13 protein-coding genes are annotated in these 18,588 nt (G+C 64.4%); 9 read left to right on the plus strand and 4 right to left on the minus strand.

Annotation, left to right across the window (positions count from 1 at the left end; translation table 11 throughout):
• From HY852_RS14340 to HY852_RS14375, 8 genes are all read left to right on the plus strand, one after another.
• Positions 1-393, plus strand: coding sequence for an MAPEG family protein (locus tag HY852_RS14340; protein WP_291605411.1), 393 nt, complete (start codon positions 1-3; stop codon positions 391-393).
• 158 nt (positions 394-551) lie between these two features.
• On the plus strand, positions 552-1,706 hold the full coding sequence (locus HY852_RS14345) for an iron-containing alcohol dehydrogenase (protein ID WP_291605412.1): 1,155 nt from the start codon (positions 552-554) through the stop codon (positions 1,704-1,706).
• A gap of 16 nt (positions 1,707-1,722) precedes the next feature.
• Complete coding sequence (locus HY852_RS14350) at positions 1,723-3,273, plus strand: AMP-binding protein (protein WP_291605413.1); 1,551 nt, start codon at positions 1,723-1,725, stop codon at positions 3,271-3,273.
• A 512-nt stretch (positions 3,274-3,785) separates the two neighbouring features.
• Positions 3,786-5,384: an ABC transporter substrate-binding protein gene (locus tag HY852_RS14355; RefSeq protein ID WP_291605414.1), complete on the plus strand. Its 1,599-nt coding sequence runs from the start codon at positions 3,786-3,788 to the stop codon at positions 5,382-5,384.
• 45 nt (positions 5,385-5,429) lie between these two features.
• A complete protein-coding gene (locus tag HY852_RS14360; protein WP_291605415.1) occupies positions 5,430-6,377 on the plus strand; it encodes an ABC transporter permease in 948 nt (315 codons plus the stop codon).
• An 8-nt stretch (positions 6,378-6,385) separates the two neighbouring features.
• Positions 6,386-7,279, plus strand: a complete 894-nt coding sequence (locus tag HY852_RS14365) for an ABC transporter permease (protein ID WP_291605417.1) — start codon at positions 6,386-6,388, stop codon at positions 7,277-7,279.
• Positions 7,279-8,286, plus strand: a complete 1,008-nt coding sequence (locus tag HY852_RS14370; RefSeq protein WP_291605419.1) for an ABC transporter ATP-binding protein — start codon at positions 7,279-7,281, stop codon at positions 8,284-8,286. The genes HY852_RS14365 and HY852_RS14370 overlap by 1 nt, the downstream gene beginning before the upstream one ends.
• On the plus strand, positions 8,283-9,269 hold the full coding sequence (locus tag HY852_RS14375) for an ABC transporter ATP-binding protein (protein WP_291605421.1): 987 nt from the start codon (positions 8,283-8,285) through the stop codon (positions 9,267-9,269). Before HY852_RS14370 ends, HY852_RS14375 begins: the two co-directional genes overlap by 4 nt.
• A 110-nt stretch (positions 9,270-9,379) precedes the next feature.
• On the opposite strand, the gene HY852_RS14380 is transcribed toward HY852_RS14375, so the two are convergent.
• From HY852_RS14380 to HY852_RS14395, 4 genes are all read right to left on the minus strand, one after another.
• The gene (locus tag HY852_RS14380) at positions 9,380-11,368 is read right to left on the minus strand and encodes an acetyl-CoA carboxylase biotin carboxylase subunit (RefSeq protein ID WP_291605422.1); all 1,989 of its coding nucleotides are present in this window, start codon (positions 11,366-11,368) and stop codon (positions 9,380-9,382) included.
• Positions 11,365-12,981, minus strand: a complete 1,617-nt coding sequence (locus HY852_RS14385) for an acyl-CoA carboxylase subunit beta (protein WP_291605423.1) — start codon at positions 12,979-12,981, stop codon at positions 11,365-11,367. The genes HY852_RS14380 and HY852_RS14385 overlap by 4 nt, the downstream gene beginning before the upstream one ends.
• 168 nt (positions 12,982-13,149) lie before the next feature.
• Positions 13,150-14,754, minus strand: a complete 1,605-nt coding sequence (locus HY852_RS14390) for an AMP-binding protein (RefSeq protein ID WP_291605424.1) — start codon at positions 14,752-14,754, stop codon at positions 13,150-13,152.
• Positions 14,755-14,897: 143 nt separating this feature from the next.
• The gene (locus HY852_RS14395) at positions 14,898-15,764 is read right to left on the minus strand and encodes a 3-keto-5-aminohexanoate cleavage protein (RefSeq protein WP_291605425.1); all 867 of its coding nucleotides are present in this window, start codon (positions 15,762-15,764) and stop codon (positions 14,898-14,900) included.
• Between the two features lie 288 nt (positions 15,765-16,052).
• On the opposite strand from HY852_RS14395, the gene HY852_RS14400 reads away from it, so the two are divergent.
• Complete coding sequence (locus tag HY852_RS14400; RefSeq protein ID WP_291605436.1) at positions 16,053-18,572, plus strand: cation-translocating P-type ATPase; 2,520 nt, start codon at positions 16,053-16,055, stop codon at positions 18,570-18,572.
• Positions 18,573-18,588 lie beyond the last annotated feature (16 nt).

Here is an 18,588-nt window from a genome sequence, read left to right on the forward strand (position 1 = left end):
ATGACATATCACTTTACCGCCCTGGTGACGCTGCTCGCTATCCTGTTCTACTTCTTCACCAGCGTGAGCGTCGCGCGGGCGCGCGCGACCTACGGCATCCAGGCGCCGGCGATCTCGGGAAATCCCGAATTCGAACGCATCTTCCGCGTGCAGATGAACACGCTGGAGTTTCTTCCAGTGTTTCTGCCTTCGCTCTGGCTGTTCGCCGTCTATATCGGCGATGGCATCGCGGCGGCACTCGGCGCGCTGTGGATCATCGGCCGTATCGTCTATTACGTCGGCTATACGAGAGCCGCGGAAAAGCGCGGACCCGGCTTCGGCATCCAGGCCCTCGCTGCCATTGCGCTGTGGGTCGGAGCGCTGGGAGCGGTCGGCTGGCGCCTGATGCATTGATCGGCGACCGGCGGCCTGGGCAGGCCTGTGTGCCGCAGAACGGAAAATTCAGTTGGCGCGATCAGTCATCGAGGCCATCATTCGGCAATGACGGCCGCACCGGGCTCGGTTAGATTATCTGGACAAACAATGGCCATTGTTCCGGGAGAGACGACCAGGTGCATCGAGGGCGCGTCGTATTCGGAGCGATGGACGAGGTCGTGTTCGGCCATCCGGCCGCCGAAGCCATCAGCGAACAACTGGACCGGTTGGGCTCACGCCGCGCCTTTCTCATGGTCAGCGGTACGCTCAACCGGCAAACCGACGAAATCGACAGGATACGCAAGTCGCTGGGACCCCGCTGCGCCGGCATATTTGACGCCATGCCGGCGCACACGCCCCGCGAGGCCGTGATCGCGGCCACCAACGCGGCTCGCGCGGTCGATGCCGATCTCATCGTTACCGTCGGGGGCGGCTCGATCACCGATGGCGCCAAGGCCGTGCAGCTCTGTCTCGCCAACGGCATTGACACTGTCGAAGGCATCGACAGGATTCGCGTCGTGAAGGGCGTTGCGCCCGAGATGGTCGCACCAACGGTACGGCAGATCAGCGTGCCGACCACGATTGCCGGCGGCGAGTTCAGCGCGATTGCGGGCGTCACCAACCGCCGCACCAACGTCAAGGAAATGCTGCGCCATCCGCTGGTGATGCCGCGCGCAACGATGCTTGATCCGGCCATCACCGTCCACACACCGGAATGGCTGTTTCTGTCGACCGGCATCCGCGCGGTAGATCACTGCGTCGAGGCGATCTGTTCGCGCGAGACCCATCCCTTTGCCGACGCGCAATCGGTCAAGGGCCTGTCAATGCTTGCCCAGGCGCTGCCGCGGGTCAAAGCCGATCCTTCCGACCTCGATGCGCGTATGGATGCCCAGATCGGCACCTGGCTGTCTATGGGTGCCCTGGCGATGGGCGTACCGATGGGCGCGAGCCACGGCATCGGCTACGTGCTCGGCTCGGCCTTCGACGTTCCTCATGGCTACACATCATGTGTCATGCTGCCGGCGGTGATGCGCTGGAACAGGCCCGACAATGCCGATCGCCAGGCGCTGGTTGCTTCCGCAATGGGACATCCCGGTGCGGACGCCGCCGACGTGCTGGACCAGTTCATCCGCGCGCTCGGAATGCCGCGCAGCCTGAAAGAGGTCGGCGTTGCGCCCGAGCACTTTGATCGCATCGCCGAGCAGGCGATGGCAACGCCATGGGTGCCGCGCAATCCGCGCCGGATCGAGAGCCCGGCGCAAATCCACGAAATCCTGCTTCTTGCCGCATGATCCTTGAGGAGATTTGATGTACACCGCCACGCATGCCCGTCTTCGTCCACTGCAACCCGCCTTCATCATGGCGAATTCGGGAGAGACCGTCACCTATCGCGAACTCGACGCGCGCACCAATCGCCTGGCGCATCTGTTCCGCAAGCACGGCTTGAAACGGCTCGATCACTATTCGATCTTCATGGAGAACAACAGCCGCTATCTCGAATCCTGCGGCGCTGGCGAACGCTCCGGGCTCTATTACACCTGCGTGAATTCCTACCTGACGCCAAGCGAACTCGCCTACATCCTCACCAACAGCCAGTCGCGCGTCCTCATCACCTCGGTGGCAAAGCTCGACGTGGCGCGCGATGCCATCAAGCAGTGCCCGAACGTCGAACTTTGCATCGTGGCGGACGGCGCGGGCGAAAGCGACCGCATCGTCGGACTTGAGCAGGCGACCGCAGGCCTGGCCCAGACCCCGATCGCCGACGAGTCTCTGGGGACCCCGATGCTGTATTCCTCCGGCACGACCGGCAGGCCCAAGGGAATCCTGCGCCCCCTGCCGGAACAGCCGCCCAAACAGCCCTTGCCATTGTTCGACTTCCTGCAGAAGCTCTGGCTCTACCGCGAAGGCATGATCTATCTGTCGCCCGCGCCGCTGTACCACTCCGCACCGCAGGCCGCGGTCAGCATCACCATCCGCACAGGCGGCACCGCCATCATCATGGAGAACTTCGATCCGGAGCGCTATCTGCAGCTTGTCGAGAAATGGGGCATCACCCACACGCAGCTGGTGCCGACGATGTTCTCGCGCATGCTCAAGCTGCCCGAAGCGGTGCGCAAGCGCTATGACATCTCCTCCCTAGAAGTCGCCGTCCATGCCGCCGCGCCCTGCCCGGTCCAGGTCAAGGACGAGATGATCAAGTGGTGGGGACCGATCATCCACGAATATTACGGTGCGACCGAAGGGCTGGGCTTCACCGCCTGCAACACCGAGGAATGGCTGGCGCATCGCGGCACCGTTGGCAAGGTCCTGCTCGGCGAGCTGCACATTCTCGATGAGAACATGAAGGAGTGCCCGACCGGTACGGCGGGCACGGTTTGGTTCAAGACCGCAACGCCGTTCGAATATTTCGATGATCCGGAAAAGACCAAGGAAGCCCGCTCGGCGGACGGGACCATGAGCACGGTCGGCGACGTCGGCTATGTCGATGCCGACGGTTATCTCTATCTCACCGATCGCTCGACCTTCATGATCATCTCCGGCGGCGTGAACATCTATCCGCAGGAATGCGAGAACCTCCTGATCACCCATCCGAAGGTCGCGGATGCCGCCGTGTTCGGCGTGCCCAACGCCGACCTCGGCGAGGAGGTGAAGGCCGTGGTGCAGCCGATGCCCGGCATCGTGCCCGACGCCGCGCTGGCGGAGGAATTGATCGCCTTCTGCAGCGGGTCGCTGGCGCGGCAGAAGGTGCCGCGCTCGATCGACTTCGAGAAGGAATTGCCGCGGTTGCCTACGGGCAAGCTCTATAAACGCATTCTGCGCGACCGCTACTGGGGCAACAAGACCTCGCGGATCGTCTGACGACGCGTCAAAGCGAGCGCCCGGCGAACGGGTGGCAGGCGCTGCCCGGTCCGCATCAGAACCCGGCGGTCCGCAACCTGCAAAGACAATGACAAGCGTTGGCACGGATGGCGCCCGCTGCTGACGATTTGGTGCTCGCAGCGCTTTGGACGTTGTCAAAATCGCGACCGCCGGCCGAACCCCCTGAGTTCAGCCGCGGTTAAAGTTTGCCGCAGGTCTCAAGGTCGGAAGTCCTGCACCTGAATGACCGCGATACGCCGGTCACGCACACGCTTTCGGTTCGACGCGGAAGCAAGCAGGTAACACGTAGCTGACGCGCCCTGTGAGCCGGGATCGTACCAAGGCAGCGCGACTGCGCCGCTTCGCCGCATTGCCGTATGCGAGACCGGCACGCGTTCTCCTCGGCCAAATTGCCCATACGAGCGCGGGATTGCGGGTTGCGTGCGCTGCCCAGCATCGGTATCGTCGCCGTCAATCAGGGCCGAAACGGCCGAAGGTCGAGGGAGGAAGGCATGCGGAGCGTGCGGGCGCTCGCCGTCGTGGCGGCGTTTTCGGTATTTGCAGTCTCAAACATCGCGCTTGCGGGCGAGCCCAAACAGGGCGGCATCCTGCGGATGTACCACCGCGACAGCCCGGGCAGCGCCTCGATCCATGAAGGCGCGACCTATTCGCTCAATGTTCCCTTCATGCCGGTCTTCAACAATCTCGTCCTCTATAAGCAGGATGTTCCGCAAAACAGCATGAACTCGATCGTTCCGGACCTCGCCGAAAGCTGGGCCTGGAGCGCCGACAACAAGAAGCTGACCTTCAAATTGCGGCAGGGGGTCAAATGGCACGATGGCAAGCCGTTCACCGCCGCCGACGTGAAATGCACCTTCGACATGCTGATGGGCAAGTCGCAGCAGAAGTTCCGCCAGAACCCGCGCAAGGCCTGGTACAGCGAGGTCAACGACCTCACGACCAATGGCGACTTCGAGGTCTCGTTCAATCTGAAGCGGCCGCAGCCGTCGCTCCTGGCGCTGCTCGCCTCGGGGTATACGCCGGTCTACCCCTGCCACGTCTCGCCGGGAGACATGCGCACGAATCCGATCGGGACCGGTCCGTTCAAATTCGTCGAGTTCAAGGCCAACGAGTCGATCAAGCTGACGCGCAACCCGGACTACTGGAAGAAGGGCCGGCCTTATCTCGACGGGATAGAGCTCACCATCATCACGAACCGCTCGACCGCCATTCTCGCCTTTGTCGCCGGCAAGTTCGACATGACCTTCCCGACGGAGGTGACGATTCCGCTGGTGAAGGACGTCAAGACGCAGGCACCGAACGCGATCTGCGAGATCACGCCGACCAACGTCTCGACCAACATCATCGTCAATTCGAGTTCACCGCCGTTCGATAACCAGGACATCCGCCGCGCCATGGCGCTCGCGCTCGACCGCAAGGCCTTCACCTCGATCCTGTTCGAGGGACAGGCGGATATCGGCGGCACCATGCTGCCGGCGCCCGCAGGCCTGTGGGCGATGCCGAAGGAAATGCTCGAAACCGTTCCGGGTTACGGCCCCGACGTGAATGCCAACCGCGAGGAAGCGCGCAAGCTGATGCAGAAAGCGGGCTACGGCCCGGACAAGCGTCTCGCGGTCAAGATCTCCACCCGCAACATCTCGATCTATCGCGACCCTGCGGTGATCCTGATCGACCAGCTCAAGAGCATCTATATCGACGGCGAGCTTGACGTGGTGGAGACCGCCAACTGGTTCCCGAAGGTCGCCCGCAAGGACTTTACGCTCGGCCTCAACCTGACCGGCAACGCGGTCGATGATCCCGACCAGTCCTTCTTCGAGAACTATTCCTGCGGGTCCGAGCGCAACTACACCAATTACTGCAACAAGGAAATCGAAAAGCTGTTCGACGAGCAGTCGCAGGAGACCAACATCGAAAAACGCAAGAAGCTGGTCTGGGAGATCGACAAGAAGCTTCAGGAGGATGTCGCCCGACCCATCATCTTCCACAGCCGCATGGGTAGCTGCTGGCAGCCCTATGTAAAGGGCATCACCATGATGGTGAACAGCTCCTATAACGGCTATCGCTACGAGGACGTGTGGCTCGACAAGTGAAGTCCGCGAGCGGTGCGACGTTGAGAATTTTGACAGGAGTAGAGGGTGTTTGCTTACCTCGTGCGACGCCTTGCCCTGATGGTCGTCACCCTGGTCGGGATTTCGATCGTCATCTTCTTCCTGCTGCGCATCGTGCCGGGCAATATCGTCGACATCCTGTTTGCGGCGGCGGGCTACGTCGATCCTGCCGAAAAGGCTAATCTCGAGCGCGAGCTCGGGATCGACCAGCCCCTGGTCGTGCAGTATCTGCACTGGATCGGCGGGCTGCTCCGCGGCGATCTCGGCTTTTCCTACGTTTCGGAGAAGCCGGCGCTCGAGGAGATCCTGCCGCGCATCCCGATCACGGCGCGGCTCGCCGGGCTCGCGCTCCTGTTCTCGACGTCCATCGGCATCCCGCTCGGCGTGATCAGCGCGGTCAGACAGGGAACACGGCTCGATTACGCGCTGCGCGTGGTCAGCCTCAGCGGCCTTTCCCTGCCCTCGTTTTGGCTGGGACTGTTGATCCTGACCGCCTCGGTGTCGATGTTCGGAACGATGCCGATCTTCAATCCCAATCCGAGGGACTTCTGGGAGGCGTTCGCGACCTACGCCGTTCCGGCGGCCGCCGTCGGCTTCCGCAGTGCCGCGCTGACCATGCGCATCACGCGTTCCTCGATGCTGGAAGTGCTGCGGCAGGACTACATCCGCACCGCCCGCGCCAAGGGCGCTTCGGAAGCTTCGGTCAACTTTCACCATGCGCTGAAGAACGCGATCCTGCCCGTCATCACCGTGGTCGGGATCGAGGCCGCGTTCCTGATCGGCGGCCTGATCGTCACCGAGACCGTGTTCAACATTCCAGGCGTCGCGCGCTTCCTGGTCGAGGCCATTCGCTGGCGCGACTATCCGATCGTGCAGAACCTCGTGATGTTCATCGCCGTGGTGGTGGTGGTCGCCAACTTCACGGTCGACATGCTCTATGCGGTGTTCGATCCGCGTATCCGCTACACCGACTAGGAGAGAAAGTGTCCGCGATCGAGTACGAGACTGAATTAAGACGTGCCGGCGTCGGCGCGACGCAAGGCTGGCGTCGTGCGTTCTATCTCGCGCAACGGCACGTGCTCGGCGCCGCCGGGCTCATCATCATGAGCGTCTTCGTGCTGACGGCCGTCTTCGCCGATTTTCTCGCGCGTTTTGATCCCTTGACGGTCGATTCCGCTCATGCGCTGGCCGGTCCCAGCTGGCAGCACTGGATGGGCACCGACTCCTTCGGCCGCGATGTCTTCAGCCGGATCATCCACGGCGCGCGCATCTCGCTCGCGGTCGGCATCGGCTCGACGGCGCTTGGCTCCTCCATCGGAGTGATCGTCGGCCTCGCTTCCGGCTACCTGTCCGGCTGGGTCGACCTGATGTTCCAGCGCATCACCGATGTCCTGCAGGCGCTGCCGCTGCTGGTGCTGGCGCTGGTGATGACCGCGGCGCTCGGGCCGTCGCTGCCGAACGTCATCATCGCCATCGCGATCCCGCTGATCCCGACGGTTTCCCGCGTGATCCGCGCCAACACCCTGGCCCTGCGCGAGCAGCCCTTCGTCGAAGCCGCCAAGTCCATCGGAATGAGCGAAATGCGGATCGCGCTGCGCCATGTCCTGCCCAACACGATGGCGCCGCTGATCGTGCTCGCGACCGCCCAGCTCGGCTCGACCATCCTGACCGAGGCATCACTGTCGTTCCTGGGGCTCGGCATTCCCGAACCCTATCCGTCCTGGGGACGCATGCTGTCGGAGTCCGCCGCGGAATACATCCGCACTGCGCCGTGGCTGGTCATCTTCCCAGGGGTCGCGATCAGCCTCGCCGTCTTCGGTACCAACCTGTTTGGCGACGCGCTGCGCGACGTTCTCGATCCAAGGCAGCGCGGCTGATGAGCATGGCTTCGGATCTCGTTCTCGACGTAAAGAACCTGAGGACGGTGTTCTTCACCAATTCCGGCCTGTTCAAGGCGGTCGACGATCTCTCCTTCAGCGTTCGCCGTGGCGAGACGCTGGCGATCGTCGGCGAGTCCGGCTGCGGCAAGAGCGTGACCGCGCTCTCCCTGATGCGTCTGGTGCCCGACCCTCCTGGCCGGATCGTCGGCGGCTCGATCCTGCTCGAAGGCACCGATCTGCTCGCGCTCGACGACGACAGGATGCGGCAGATCCGGGGAAATCGCATCTCCATGATCTTCCAGGAACCGATGACTTCGCTCAACCCGGTGATTCGCATCGGCGACCAGATTGCCGAAGCCGTGCGTCTGCACCGGACAAAGACGCCCAGGGAAGCCTGGGACACCGCGGTCGAAATGCTGCGTCTTGTGCGCATTCCCGAACCGGCGCGGCGGGCGACGGAATATCCGCACCAGCTCTCCGGCGGCATGCGCCAGCGCGCCATGATCGCGATGGCGCTGGCTTGCCGGCCGGCGCTATTGATCGCCGACGAGCCGACCACGGCCCTCGACGTCACCATCCAGGCGCAGATTCTGGCGCTGATGCTCGACTTGCAGAAGGAACTCGGCACCGGGCTCGTGCTGATCACCCATGACCTCGGCGTGGTCGCGCAGACCGCGCAGCGCGTCATCGTGATGTATGCCGGCAGGAAAGTCGAAGAGGCAACAGTGGAGGCGCTGTTCGATAATCCCCGGCATCCCTATACCCGCGGTCTGATGGCGTCGATCCCGGCGTTGCCGTCCCCGGGCGCGGCCCCCCAGGAACGCCTCGCCGAGATTCCGGGTACCGTGCCGTCGCTGGCGCGCTTGTCCAAGGGCTGCGCCTTTGCACCGCGCTGCCGGCTCGCGGTCAAGCGCTGCGAAGAGGAATACCCACAGCTCGAGGACTTCGGCGGCAGACATCTGGCGGCGTGCTGGCGCGCGGCGGAACTGACGGAGGTGGCATGAGCGACGCGCTGCTCGAGGTCACCGATCTCGTCAAACACTACCCGGTGCGCGCCGGCGTCCTGCGGCGCAAGGTCGGGACCGTGCACGCGGTCGACGGCGTCAGCTTCTCGGTCGGCGTCGGCGAAACACTCGGGCTTGTCGGCGAGTCCGGCTGCGGCAAGTCGACGGTGGCGCGCGCCGTTCTGCGGCTGGTCGAGCCGACCTCCGGGCATATCCGCCTCAAGGGTGCCGACATCAGCCATCTGTCCAAGGCCGAGCTGCGACCGCATCGGAAATCGATGCAGATCGTGTTCCAGGATCCGTTTGCCTCGCTCAATCCGCGCATGACCGCGGGCGACATCGTCGGCGAGCCGCTCGGCGTGCACGGGATCGCAGGCGGGAGCGAACTAAAGGAGCGCGTGGCAAGACTGTTCGAGCAGGTCGGCCTGCGGCCGGACCAGATGACAAATTACCCGCATCAGTTCTCCGGCGGACAGCGCCAGCGCATCTGCATTGCCCGGGCGCTGGCGCTCGACCCCAGCCTGATCGTCTGCGACGAACCGGTGTCGGCGCTCGACGTATCGATCCAGGCGCAGGTGATCAACTTGCTGGTCGATTTGCAGCGCCGGCACGGTTTCTCCTACCTGTTCATTGCCCACGACCTTGCGGTGGTGGCGCATATCTGTCACCGCGTCGCGGTGATGTATCTCGGCCGCATCGTCGAGATTGCCGACAAGGATGAGCTATTTGCCAATCCGCGCCACCCCTACACCCAGGCGCTGCTCGCTTCCGTTCCGGTCGCCAATCCCAAGGCCAAGCGCCTCGCTCCGCTGGTCGACGGCGACGTGCCGAGCCCGGTCAATCCGCCCTCCGGCTGCGCCTTCCACACCCGCTGCCGCTACGCCATGGAAGCTTGCCGGACGGAGCGGCCGGCACTGAAGGACGCCGGCGCAGGACATCAGGTGGCGTGTTTGCTCAATGACGGCACGGGGCGGGTGGCATAAGCAGCCCAAAATCAGTCGTCATGCCCGCGCTCGTCGCGGGCATCCACGTCTTGCCTCGAGGATGCTCAGGAAACGTGGATGGCCGGGACAGGCCCGGCCATGACGAAATACTAGGCCGCAGATCGCTCCGCCTCGATCTCCACCACGATCCTGCCGGTCACAACCTGCTCGCCTTCGGCGACATCGATCGCTGTCACCGTACCGGCAACGCCGGCCGTATGCACATGCTCCATCTTCATGGCTTCCAGCGTCATCACCGGCTGGCCGGCGGCGACACGATCGCCCGGCTTGACCAGCACCGCGACAACGCGGCCATTCATCGCCGCGCGAACCTTGCCGTCTCCGCCGCTCGCCGCTGCCGACTGCGGCATGGCGAGCGTCAGGTCGCGCACCGCGATCGGGATGCCGCCATGCTGAACATAGAGCCGGTCGCCGTCGCGCCGGAATATCGCGCTGTCCATGACGCCATTGCTGCGGAAGCGAACGGTGTCGGAGGAGAGCTCTTCAACCTCGATGCGGTGCTCGCCGCCGGCCACGCTGACGAGATAGGTGCCGTCGCGCTCCCGCACGATCTCCAGATCATGCGCAACGCCGTGAATCTCGATTCTCGCCGGCAACGGGAAGGTGGCAGCGAGACTCCGTCCCCGGCGCCACGGCCCCGCATGGGGACTGGTGACGTACAGAAGCAGCCCGGTCAGCGCCAGATCGAAGGGCTTGTCCTTTTGCGGCGCCAGCAACTCGCTGCGATTGCGCTCGATGAAGGCCGTGGTCGCCTCTCCCCTCGCGAAAACCGGATGCCTGACGCACGAGAGCAGGAAGCCCTGATTGGTGGTCACCCCGAACGCGACCGTCTGTTCGAGGCCGCAGATCAACTTGCCGCGCGCCTCGTCGCGGTTCGCGCCATGGCTGATGATCTTTGCAATCATCGAATCGTAGAACGGCGGGATCTCCGAGCCCGATTGCAACGCGTGCTCGGCGCGGATGCCTTCGGGCATCTGCCAGCGCGCCATATGGCCCGACTGCGGCATGAAATCGTGCGACGCGTCCTCCGAGCATAGCCGCACCTCGATGGCATGGCCGGTGAACGTGATGTCCTGCTGGCGCACGGAGAGCTGCTCGCCGCGCGCGATGCGCAACTGCAATTCGACGAGGTCGAGGCCGGTGATCGCCTCGGTGACGGGATGCTCGACCTGCAGGCGGGTATTCATCTCCATGAAGTAGAACTGGCCGCTTTGATCGAGCAGGAATTCCAGCGTGCCGGCGCCTTCGTAGCGCAGCGCCTTCACCGCCGCGACGGCAACCTCGCCCATGTGCGCGCGCAGTTCGGACGAGACCGCGGGCGATGGCGCCTCCTCGATCAGCTTCTGGTGCCGCCGCTGCACCGAACAGTCGCGTTCGCCGAGATGAATGGCATTGCCGAATGCGTCGCCGAACACCTGGATCTCGATGTGGCGCGGGTTCTGGATGGCGCGCTCGAGGATCACGCTTCCATCGCCGAACGCGGCCTTGGCCTCCGAACGCGCGCTACGCAGCGCATCGGGGAAACCGGCTACATCGGTCACCAGCCGCATGCCGCGCCCGCCGCCGCCGGCGACCGCCTTGATCATCACCGGGAAGCCGATCTTTTTGGCTTCCGAAAGCATGACTTCATCGCTCTGCTCGGTGCCCTGGTAGCCGGGAACGCAGGGCACGCCGGCCTTGCGCATGATCTCCTTGGCGCCGGCCTTGTTGCCCATGGCCTTGATGGCTTCCGCCGACGGCCCGATGAACACGAGCCCGGCATCCTTGCAGGCCTGCGCGAAATCCTCGTTCTCGGCCAGAAAGCCGTACCCGGGATGGACGGCATCGGCGCCGCTCGCCTTGGCCGCCGCGATGATCGCAGGAATGTTGAGATAGGACTGCGCCGGCAGCGCTTCGCCGATACGCACGGCCTGGTCGGCGAGCCGCACATGCAGGGCGTCGCGATCCGCGTCCGAATAGACCGCGACGACTCCAAATCCGAGCCGCCGCGCCGTGCGCATGACGCGCAACGCGATCTCGCCGCGGTTGGCGATCAGCACCTTGAAGAACGACTTGGGCTGCACCGATCCGTTCCTCATGGCCGCGCCACCGAAAACTGCATGCGCTGGGGCTTGCGCGCATCGCCCTCGCGACAAATCGCCAGCACTTCGGCGAGGATCGCCCTGGTATCGCGCGGATCGATCACGCCGTCGTCGAGCACGCGGGCGCTGGTGGCGAACACGTCCATCTGCTTGTCGAACACGTCGATGATCTGCGCCTTGAAGGCCTCGAGCTTTTCCTTCTCGATCGGCTTGCCGCGGCGCGCTGCCGCCGCTTCCGTGACGATGGCCATGGTCCCGGCCGCCTGCTCGCCGCCCATCACGGCCGTCTTGGCATTCGGCCACGAGAAGCAGAAGCGCGGATGGAAGCCGCGCCCGCACATGCCGTAATTGCCGGCGCCGAACGAGGCGCCGCAATAGATCGTGATCTGCGGCACGGTCGCCGAAGTCACCGCCTGGATCATCTTGGAGCCGTGCTTGATCATGCCGGCTTCCTCGTAGGCGCGGCCGACCATGTAGCCGGTGGTGTTGTTGAGATAGAGCAGCGGCGTGCGGGTCTGGCAGCAGGCCTGGATGAAATGCGTCGCCTTGTTGGAGCCGGGAACATCGAGCGGGCCGTTGTTGGTAATGATGCCGATCGCCTGGCCCTCGATCCGGGCATGGCCGCACACGGTGGCGGGCCCGTAGTTCGGAGCGAATTCGGTGAAGTCGGAATCATCGATGAAGCGCGCGATCGCCTGCCGCATATCCACGGGGCGCTTGTGATCCAGCGGCATGATGCCGAGCAGTTCCTCCTGGTCGTAGCGCGGCGGCTTGTATTGCGCAGTGCCCGGGTTCGGCCGGTCCCATTCCAGCGCCGCCATGATCTCGCGCGCGATGCGCAAGGCGTCGCGGTCGTCCTCGGCCAGATAGTCGCCGAGACCCGAGATCGCGGTGTGCATCTCGGCGCCGCCGAGTTCCTCTTCGGGCGCGATCTCGCCGGTTGCGGCTTTCAGAAGCGGCGGCCCGGCGAGGAAGGCGCGGGTACGGCCGCGCACCATGACGATGTAGTCGGACAACCCGGTCTGGTAGGCGCCGCCCGCCGTCGACGAGCCGTGTGTGACGGTGACGACCGGCAGGCCCGCCGCCGACAGCCGCGCGAGGTTGCGGAAGATGTTGCCGCCGCGGATGAAGTCCTCGACACGGTAGCGCAGGAGATTGGCGCCGGCACTCTCGACCAGTTGCACATAGGGCAGCTTGTTCTCCAATGCGAGCTCCTGCACCCGCAGCGTCTTGTCGAGCCCGAACGGCTGCAGGGCGCCGGCATCGATGCCGGCGTCGTTGGCGCTGACCATGCAGCGGATACCCGAGACAAAACCGATGCCGGCAATCACCCCGCCGCCGGGCACGCTCTTGTCCGGATCCGGCACATCGAACATGTAGCCCGTGAGCGTCGACAGCTCGAGGAAAGGCGCGCCGGGATCGAGCACCAGGGCTACGCGCTCGCGCGGCAGAAGCTGCCCGCGCTTGTGAAAGCGATCTTTCGCGGCGGCCGATGCCGTCCGCGTGCGCTCTTCCAGAGTCCGCATCCTCGCGATCAGGCCCAGCATGCCGTCGCGATTGGCCTGGAAGGCGGCGCTACCAGTGGAGATGGTGTTTTCAATGATCGCCATGGATTCTTATCACGCTGGAGCACGTCATTCCGGGATGTTCAAGGACCGAACCCGGAATCCGGAGGTTTGGCACGAGATCCCGGGTTGGCGCGTCAGCGCAAAATCGACGCATCTGCGTCGATCTTGTCGCGCCGCGCGCCCCGGAATGACTGGTTACTGGCGGTGCGCTCACGCGCTCTTCTTCTCGTTGAAATGTTCACCGAAGTTCTGCCGCAGCTCGACCTTGCGCAGCTTGCCGGTCGCGGTCATCGGCATCTCTTCCAGGATCCGCACCAGCTTGGGCACCTGGAAGCCGCCGAGATGCTTGCGGCAGTGATCGAGGATCGAGGCCGCGTCCGCACTGGCGCCCGGCTTGAGCTTGACGAAGGCGGATACCGCCTCGCCCCATTGCGGATGAGGCAGTCCGACCACGGCCGCGTTCTGCACCGCCGGATGCGCCAGCAGCGTCTCCTCGATCTTGACCGAGGCCACGTTCTCGCCGCCGGACTTGATCATGTCCTTCTTGCGATCGAGGAACAACACCTCTCCGTTCTCGTCGATCAGAGCGAGATCGCCGGTGTGGTGCCAGCCGAACTTGCGCGCTTCCTCCGTCGACTTCGGATCTTTGTAGTAGCCCATCATGACGTTCGGCCCGCGATGCACGAGCTCGCCGACCTGGCCACGCGGGAGCAGGTTGCCGTTATCGTCCATGATTGCGGTTTCGTTCACGATCAGCGATTCGCCCCAGTAGTTGCCGAAGCGGTTGAGCTGCACTTCCGGCCGCGACATCGTCGTCGCCGGATACATTTCGGTCTGGCCCGAGGTCAGCACGAAGTTAGCACAGAGCTCGGCGATGCCACGCTCCAGCAGCGGCTTGCTCATCGGCGCCATGGTGTAGATGCAGGTTCGAAGACCCGACAGGTCGAATTCCTTGCGGCGGGGATGATCGAGGATCGCCTGGTACATCAGGGACAGGCCGACGAAGACCGTGAGCTTGTCGCGCTGGATCGCTTCCATGCAGATGACCGGATCGAAGCCGCGCATCAGCGCCATCCGCCCGCCGACCGCCAGGTAGCTCAGGAGCAGCACGTGGCCGGCGCAGTGGAACAGCGGAAACTGGCCGGTGATGCCGTCATTGCGGGAGAGCCCCATCTCGATGCAGTTGCTCATGACCGCCATCACCACGGCGAGATGGCAATGCATCGCGCCCTTCGGGCGTGAGGTCGTACCCGAGGTATAGATGATCATCGCAAGATCGCGATCGTTGATCTCGATCTCCGGCTCGATCTCGGAGCGACCCTGAATGAGGCTGTTGAACTCCTCGAGACCCGCGGTCTTCGCCGTGCCGGCAAGATCGACGGCAATGAGCTCCATGCCGCGCTTCTGGAGCGCTTCCCGCCGCTCCGGCTGGGCATGGAGATTGTCGTCGATCAGCGCAAAGCGCACCCCGGCATGGTTGAGGATGTAGTCCATGTCGGCCGGGCCGAGCATGGTGTTGATCGGCACCCAGACGAGGCCGGCGCGATGAATGCCGAACAGCGCTTTGACGAACTCGACCGAGTTGTTGCAGATGGTCGAGATCTTCTCGCCGGGCTTCAGCCCACGCGCCACGAGATAGTTGGCAAAGCGGTTGGCGTCGCGCTCGAGCTCGGTGAAGGTGACGCGCCGCGCTCCGTCGGTCAGCGCGATACGGTCCGGGAAACGGCGCGCCGCGCGCTTGAGCAGATCGCCGACCGCCACGCGCCCGATACGACCCGGCCCGGGCACTCCGCCGGTTGCCTCGAGATTGTCCATCTATTTCGCTCCCTCGATACTTCGAACGTGAACAGCCGTGGGCTTCGTCATTGCGAGGGGCGAAGCGACGAAGCGATCCAGACGTTTCCGCGTGCACAGTTTCGATTGCTTCGCTTCGCTCGCAATGACGGTCGAGTTGATATCTATCTGTTCGTCCCGAAGATCTTGCGCGCCTCGGCCGGGCTCGCAATCTCGCGCCCGGCACTGCGAGCACAGGCGGCAATCGCCTCGATCAATTGCCCGTTCGACGTCACCTTCGTGCCGTCGGCGAGGTAGAATGTGTCCTCCAGCCCGGTCCGCAGGTGACCGCCGAGCTCGGCGCAGCGCTGGTGGAGCGGCCAGATCTCGGCTCGTCCGATCGCGGTGACCTGCCAGTGCGCTTCCGGCCGTTTCAGCTTCAACAGAATCGGCAGCAGCTCCGGATCGGCCGGCATGCCGGAAGCAACGCCCATCACGAAGTTGTACTCCAGCGGGCCGGTATACATGCCGACCTGGCGATACATGCCGACGCAGCGCACGATGCCGACATCGAAGCACTCGAACTCGGGGATGGTGCCGGCTTCCTTCATCACGTCGAGATAGTCCTGCACCTTCTCGACCGAGTTGTCGAACATCATCGGCGGCCAGGCCCAGGTGTTGTCGGCCTTCACCTTCAGGTAGTTCAGCGAACCGGCGTTGCAGGCCGCGATCTCCGGCTTGGTCTCGCGAATGCAGTCCAGCGCGCCCTGGTAATTGGGGCCGGAAACGCCGCTGGTGTGGTTGATGATGATGCCCGGACAGGCCTCCCGGATCGCCTGCTGGATCTCGCGGGAAACGCTGACTTCCCAGGAGGGCAGATGGCCCTTGTTCGGCGCCTGCTGGCGCAGATGCACATGCACGATGCTGGCGCCAGCGTTGAAGGCGGCTTTGGCCTCGCGCGCCATTTCCTCCGGGGTCACCGGCACATGATGTTGTTTCGGATCGGTTAGCACGCCGTTCAGCGAGCAGGTGATGACGGCTTTGTCGCTCATGTGAATGTACCGGCTGAGATTGAGTGATCGGGTCTTTATGCCGCATAATGGGAGGTCGGTTGCCGGTCTTCTTGCGTCGACTGGCTAGGTCCCGACCGCAGCGAAAATGAGGGTTCCGTGCTGCACGGAGCCGGTCTCATCGCGCAGCCCGGTTGCTCTGCATCAAGCCGCCCCGTGGCGGCCGAAGGCATAATTTGCGAGAACCTGCCCTCGAGCCTGTGAACCCGTCGAATGCCCGCCCTTGCTTCCTCCACCTCCGTTGTTGACGAAAAGCCATTGCCGGACGCCATGCGCGGCCTGACCGCGGCACAGGCGCGCGCGCGGCTCGTGGCGGAAGGCTTCAACGAGCTGCCGCAGACCGGTCGCCGGCCAGTCCTCCGCCTGATCCTCGATGTCCTGCGCGAACCCATGCTGCTGTTGCTGCTGGCAGGCAGCGTCATCTATTTCGTGCTCGGCGATCACGGGGAGGCCCTGCTCCTCGGCCTGTTCGCCACGGCTTCCATTGCTATCACCACCGTGCAGGAGGCACGCACCGAGCGCGTGCTGGAATCCTTGCGCGACCTGACCAGCCCGCGCGCGCTCGTGATTCGCGACGGCGAACGGGTCCGCATCGCCGGGCGGGAGGTCGTGCGCGGCGACCTGATCGTGCTCTCGGAGGGCGATCGCGTCGCGGCCGACGCCGTGGTTGTGCGATGCGACGACCTGCTCACCGATGAATCGCTGCTCACCGGGGAATCCGTTCCCGTGCGCAAGGTGGCTGCAGCGGCGGAAAGGCCGCAAGCCGCGGCGCAGGCCGGCGGCGATGACCTTCCCTTCGTCTTTTCCGGCACGCTCGTGGTCCGCGGGACCGGCCTTGCCGTCGTGACCGCGACCGGCGTCCGCACAGAGATCGGCAAGATCGGGCAATCGGTCAGCATGCTCGAGACGGAGACGCCGCGTCTGCAGCTTCAGACGCGCCGCCTGGTAACCGTCTTTTCCATCCTCAGCGGAACGGTGACGGTGCTCTCCATTGCGCTCTACGGCCTCTATCGCGGCGGCTGGCTGGATGCCTTTCTCGCCGGCATTGCGTTGGGAATGTCGATGCTGCCGGAGGAATTTCCGGTCGTGCTCACGGTATTTCTCGCCATGGGCGCATGGCGTATCTCCCAGGCGCGTGTGCTTACGCGCCGAGCCTCGGCGATCGAGTCGTTGGGTGCGGCAACGGTGCTCTGCACCGACAAGACGGGCACGCTGACGCAAAACCGGATGACCGTGGCCCGGCTGGTGTTGCCGGACGGAACGGCCTACGCACCGGAGCGGGATCTGCCCGCCGATCCGCCGCCGGCCTTCGCCGCGCTGGTCGAAGCAGGAATTCTCGCCAGCGCGCCCGAGCCGTTCGACCCCATGGAAAAGGCGCTGCACGCACTTGGCCCGACCGGCGTCGAAAGGATTCTGGCGCAGACCTACGGCCTGCGCTCGGACCTGCTCGCGATGTCAAACGTCTGGCGCCATTCCGACCACGACGCCCTCACTATCGCGGCAAAGGGCGCTCCGGAGGCCATCGGCGAATTGTGCCGACTGAGTTCAGCCGAGCTTCAGGACCTCAAGAAAGAGGTCGAGGTGCTGGCCGCGCAAGGCCTGCGCGTGCTCGGCGTGGCGCACGCCGTCTCCCATGGCTCCGACCTGCCGGACAGCCAGCGCGCGTTTTCCTTCTCATTTTGCGGGCTGATCGGATTCGCCGACCCGTTGCGTTCGGAGGTGGCCGACGCCGTGGCGGAATGCCGGTCCGCCGGGATCAAGGTGGTGATGATCACCGGCGATTATCCGGCAACCGCGTTGAACATCGCAACGCAGGCCGGGCTCTCCCCCGAGCACACCCTGACCGGTCCGGAACTTGCCAGGATTGGCGACGCCGAGCTTGTGCGCGCGGCGCAATCGCGCACCGTTTTCGCCCGGATTACGCCGGACCAGAAGCTTCGCATCGTCAACGTGCTGAAGGGCGCGGGCGACATCGTTGCCATGACCGGCGATGGGGTGAACGACGCGCCGTCGCTCAAAGCCGCCCATATCGGCATCGCCATGGGCGGCCGCGGCACGGACGTCGCCCGCGAAGCCTCCGCGATCGTGCTGCTGGACGATGACTTCGGATCGATCGTCAAGGCGGTCCGGCTGGGGCGGCGGATCTACGACAACTTGCGCAAGGCCATGAGCTTTATTCTTGCCGTGCACGTCCCGATTGCCGGTCTGGCGTTGTTGCCGCTGGTGACGGGACTGCCCGTGCTGTTCGGCCCGGTGCATATCGCATTTCTGGAAATGATCATCGATCCGGTCTGCTCGCTGGTATTCGAGGCAGAGACCGAGGAACACGACGTCATGCAAAAGCCGCCGCGCTCGCCAGTCGAGCCGCTGCTGCCGCGGGCACTGATCCTGTGGGCCGGCCTTCAGGGCCTGCTCGCGTTCGTTCTGACGGGCGCGATCCTGGTGACGTCGGCGCACGTCGGCATGCCGGATGCCGAAGTTCGGGCGCTCGTCTTCTTCTCCCTGGTCTTCATTATTGTCAGCCTGATCTTCGTCAACCGCTCGTTCTCGAGTTCCCTGACCGAGGCGTTCACCCGGCCGAACCCGATGCTCATCGTCGTCGTGGTCTTCGTAACGGCCATCCTGACGCTGACCATGCTGTGGCCGGCGGCGGCCGACCTGTTCCGCTTCGGGCCGCTTCATTCCGACGATCTTGCGATCACTGTCGCTTCTGCCCTGATCGCGCTGGTCCTGCTCGAGCTCTCGAAATTTCCGCTTCGCACCGCGCTGACGCGAAAGGATGCCCCCTGAACCGGCAGGACGTAGG

The organism is Bradyrhizobium sp. (genome assembly GCF_016213215.1).
Lineage (GTDB): Bacteria > Pseudomonadota > Alphaproteobacteria > Rhizobiales > Xanthobacteraceae > Bradyrhizobium.

Excerpts from the sequence above, each read along its gene's own strand:
- HY852_RS14350 (WP_291605413.1), top strand. The coding sequence starts at position 1,723 with ATGTACACCGCCACGCATGCCCGTCTTCGTCCACTGCAACCCGCCTTC.
- HY852_RS14395 (WP_291605425.1), bottom strand. The coding sequence starts at position 15,764 with ATGAGCGACAAAGCCGTCATCACCTGCTCGCTGAACGGCGTGCTAACC.
- HY852_RS14380 (WP_291605422.1), bottom strand. The coding sequence starts at position 11,368 with ATGAGGAACGGATCGGTGCAGCCCAAGTCGTTCTTCAAGGTGCTGATC.
- HY852_RS14340 (WP_291605411.1), top strand. The coding sequence starts at position 1 with ATGACATATCACTTTACCGCCCTGGTGACGCTGCTCGCTATCCTGTTC.
- HY852_RS14355 (WP_291605414.1), top strand. The coding sequence starts at position 3,786 with ATGCGGAGCGTGCGGGCGCTCGCCGTCGTGGCGGCGTTTTCGGTATTT.
- HY852_RS14385 (WP_291605423.1), bottom strand. The coding sequence starts at position 12,981 with ATGGCGATCATTGAAAACACCATCTCCACTGGTAGCGCCGCCTTCCAG.
- HY852_RS14375 (WP_291605421.1), top strand. The coding sequence starts at position 8,283 with ATGAGCGACGCGCTGCTCGAGGTCACCGATCTCGTCAAACACTACCCG.
- HY852_RS14370 (WP_291605419.1), top strand. The coding sequence starts at position 7,279 with ATGAGCATGGCTTCGGATCTCGTTCTCGACGTAAAGAACCTGAGGACG.
- HY852_RS14400 (WP_291605436.1), top strand. The coding sequence starts at position 16,053 with ATGCGCGGCCTGACCGCGGCACAGGCGCGCGCGCGGCTCGTGGCGGAA.
- HY852_RS14390 (WP_291605424.1), bottom strand. The coding sequence starts at position 14,754 with ATGGACAATCTCGAGGCAACCGGCGGAGTGCCCGGGCCGGGTCGTATC.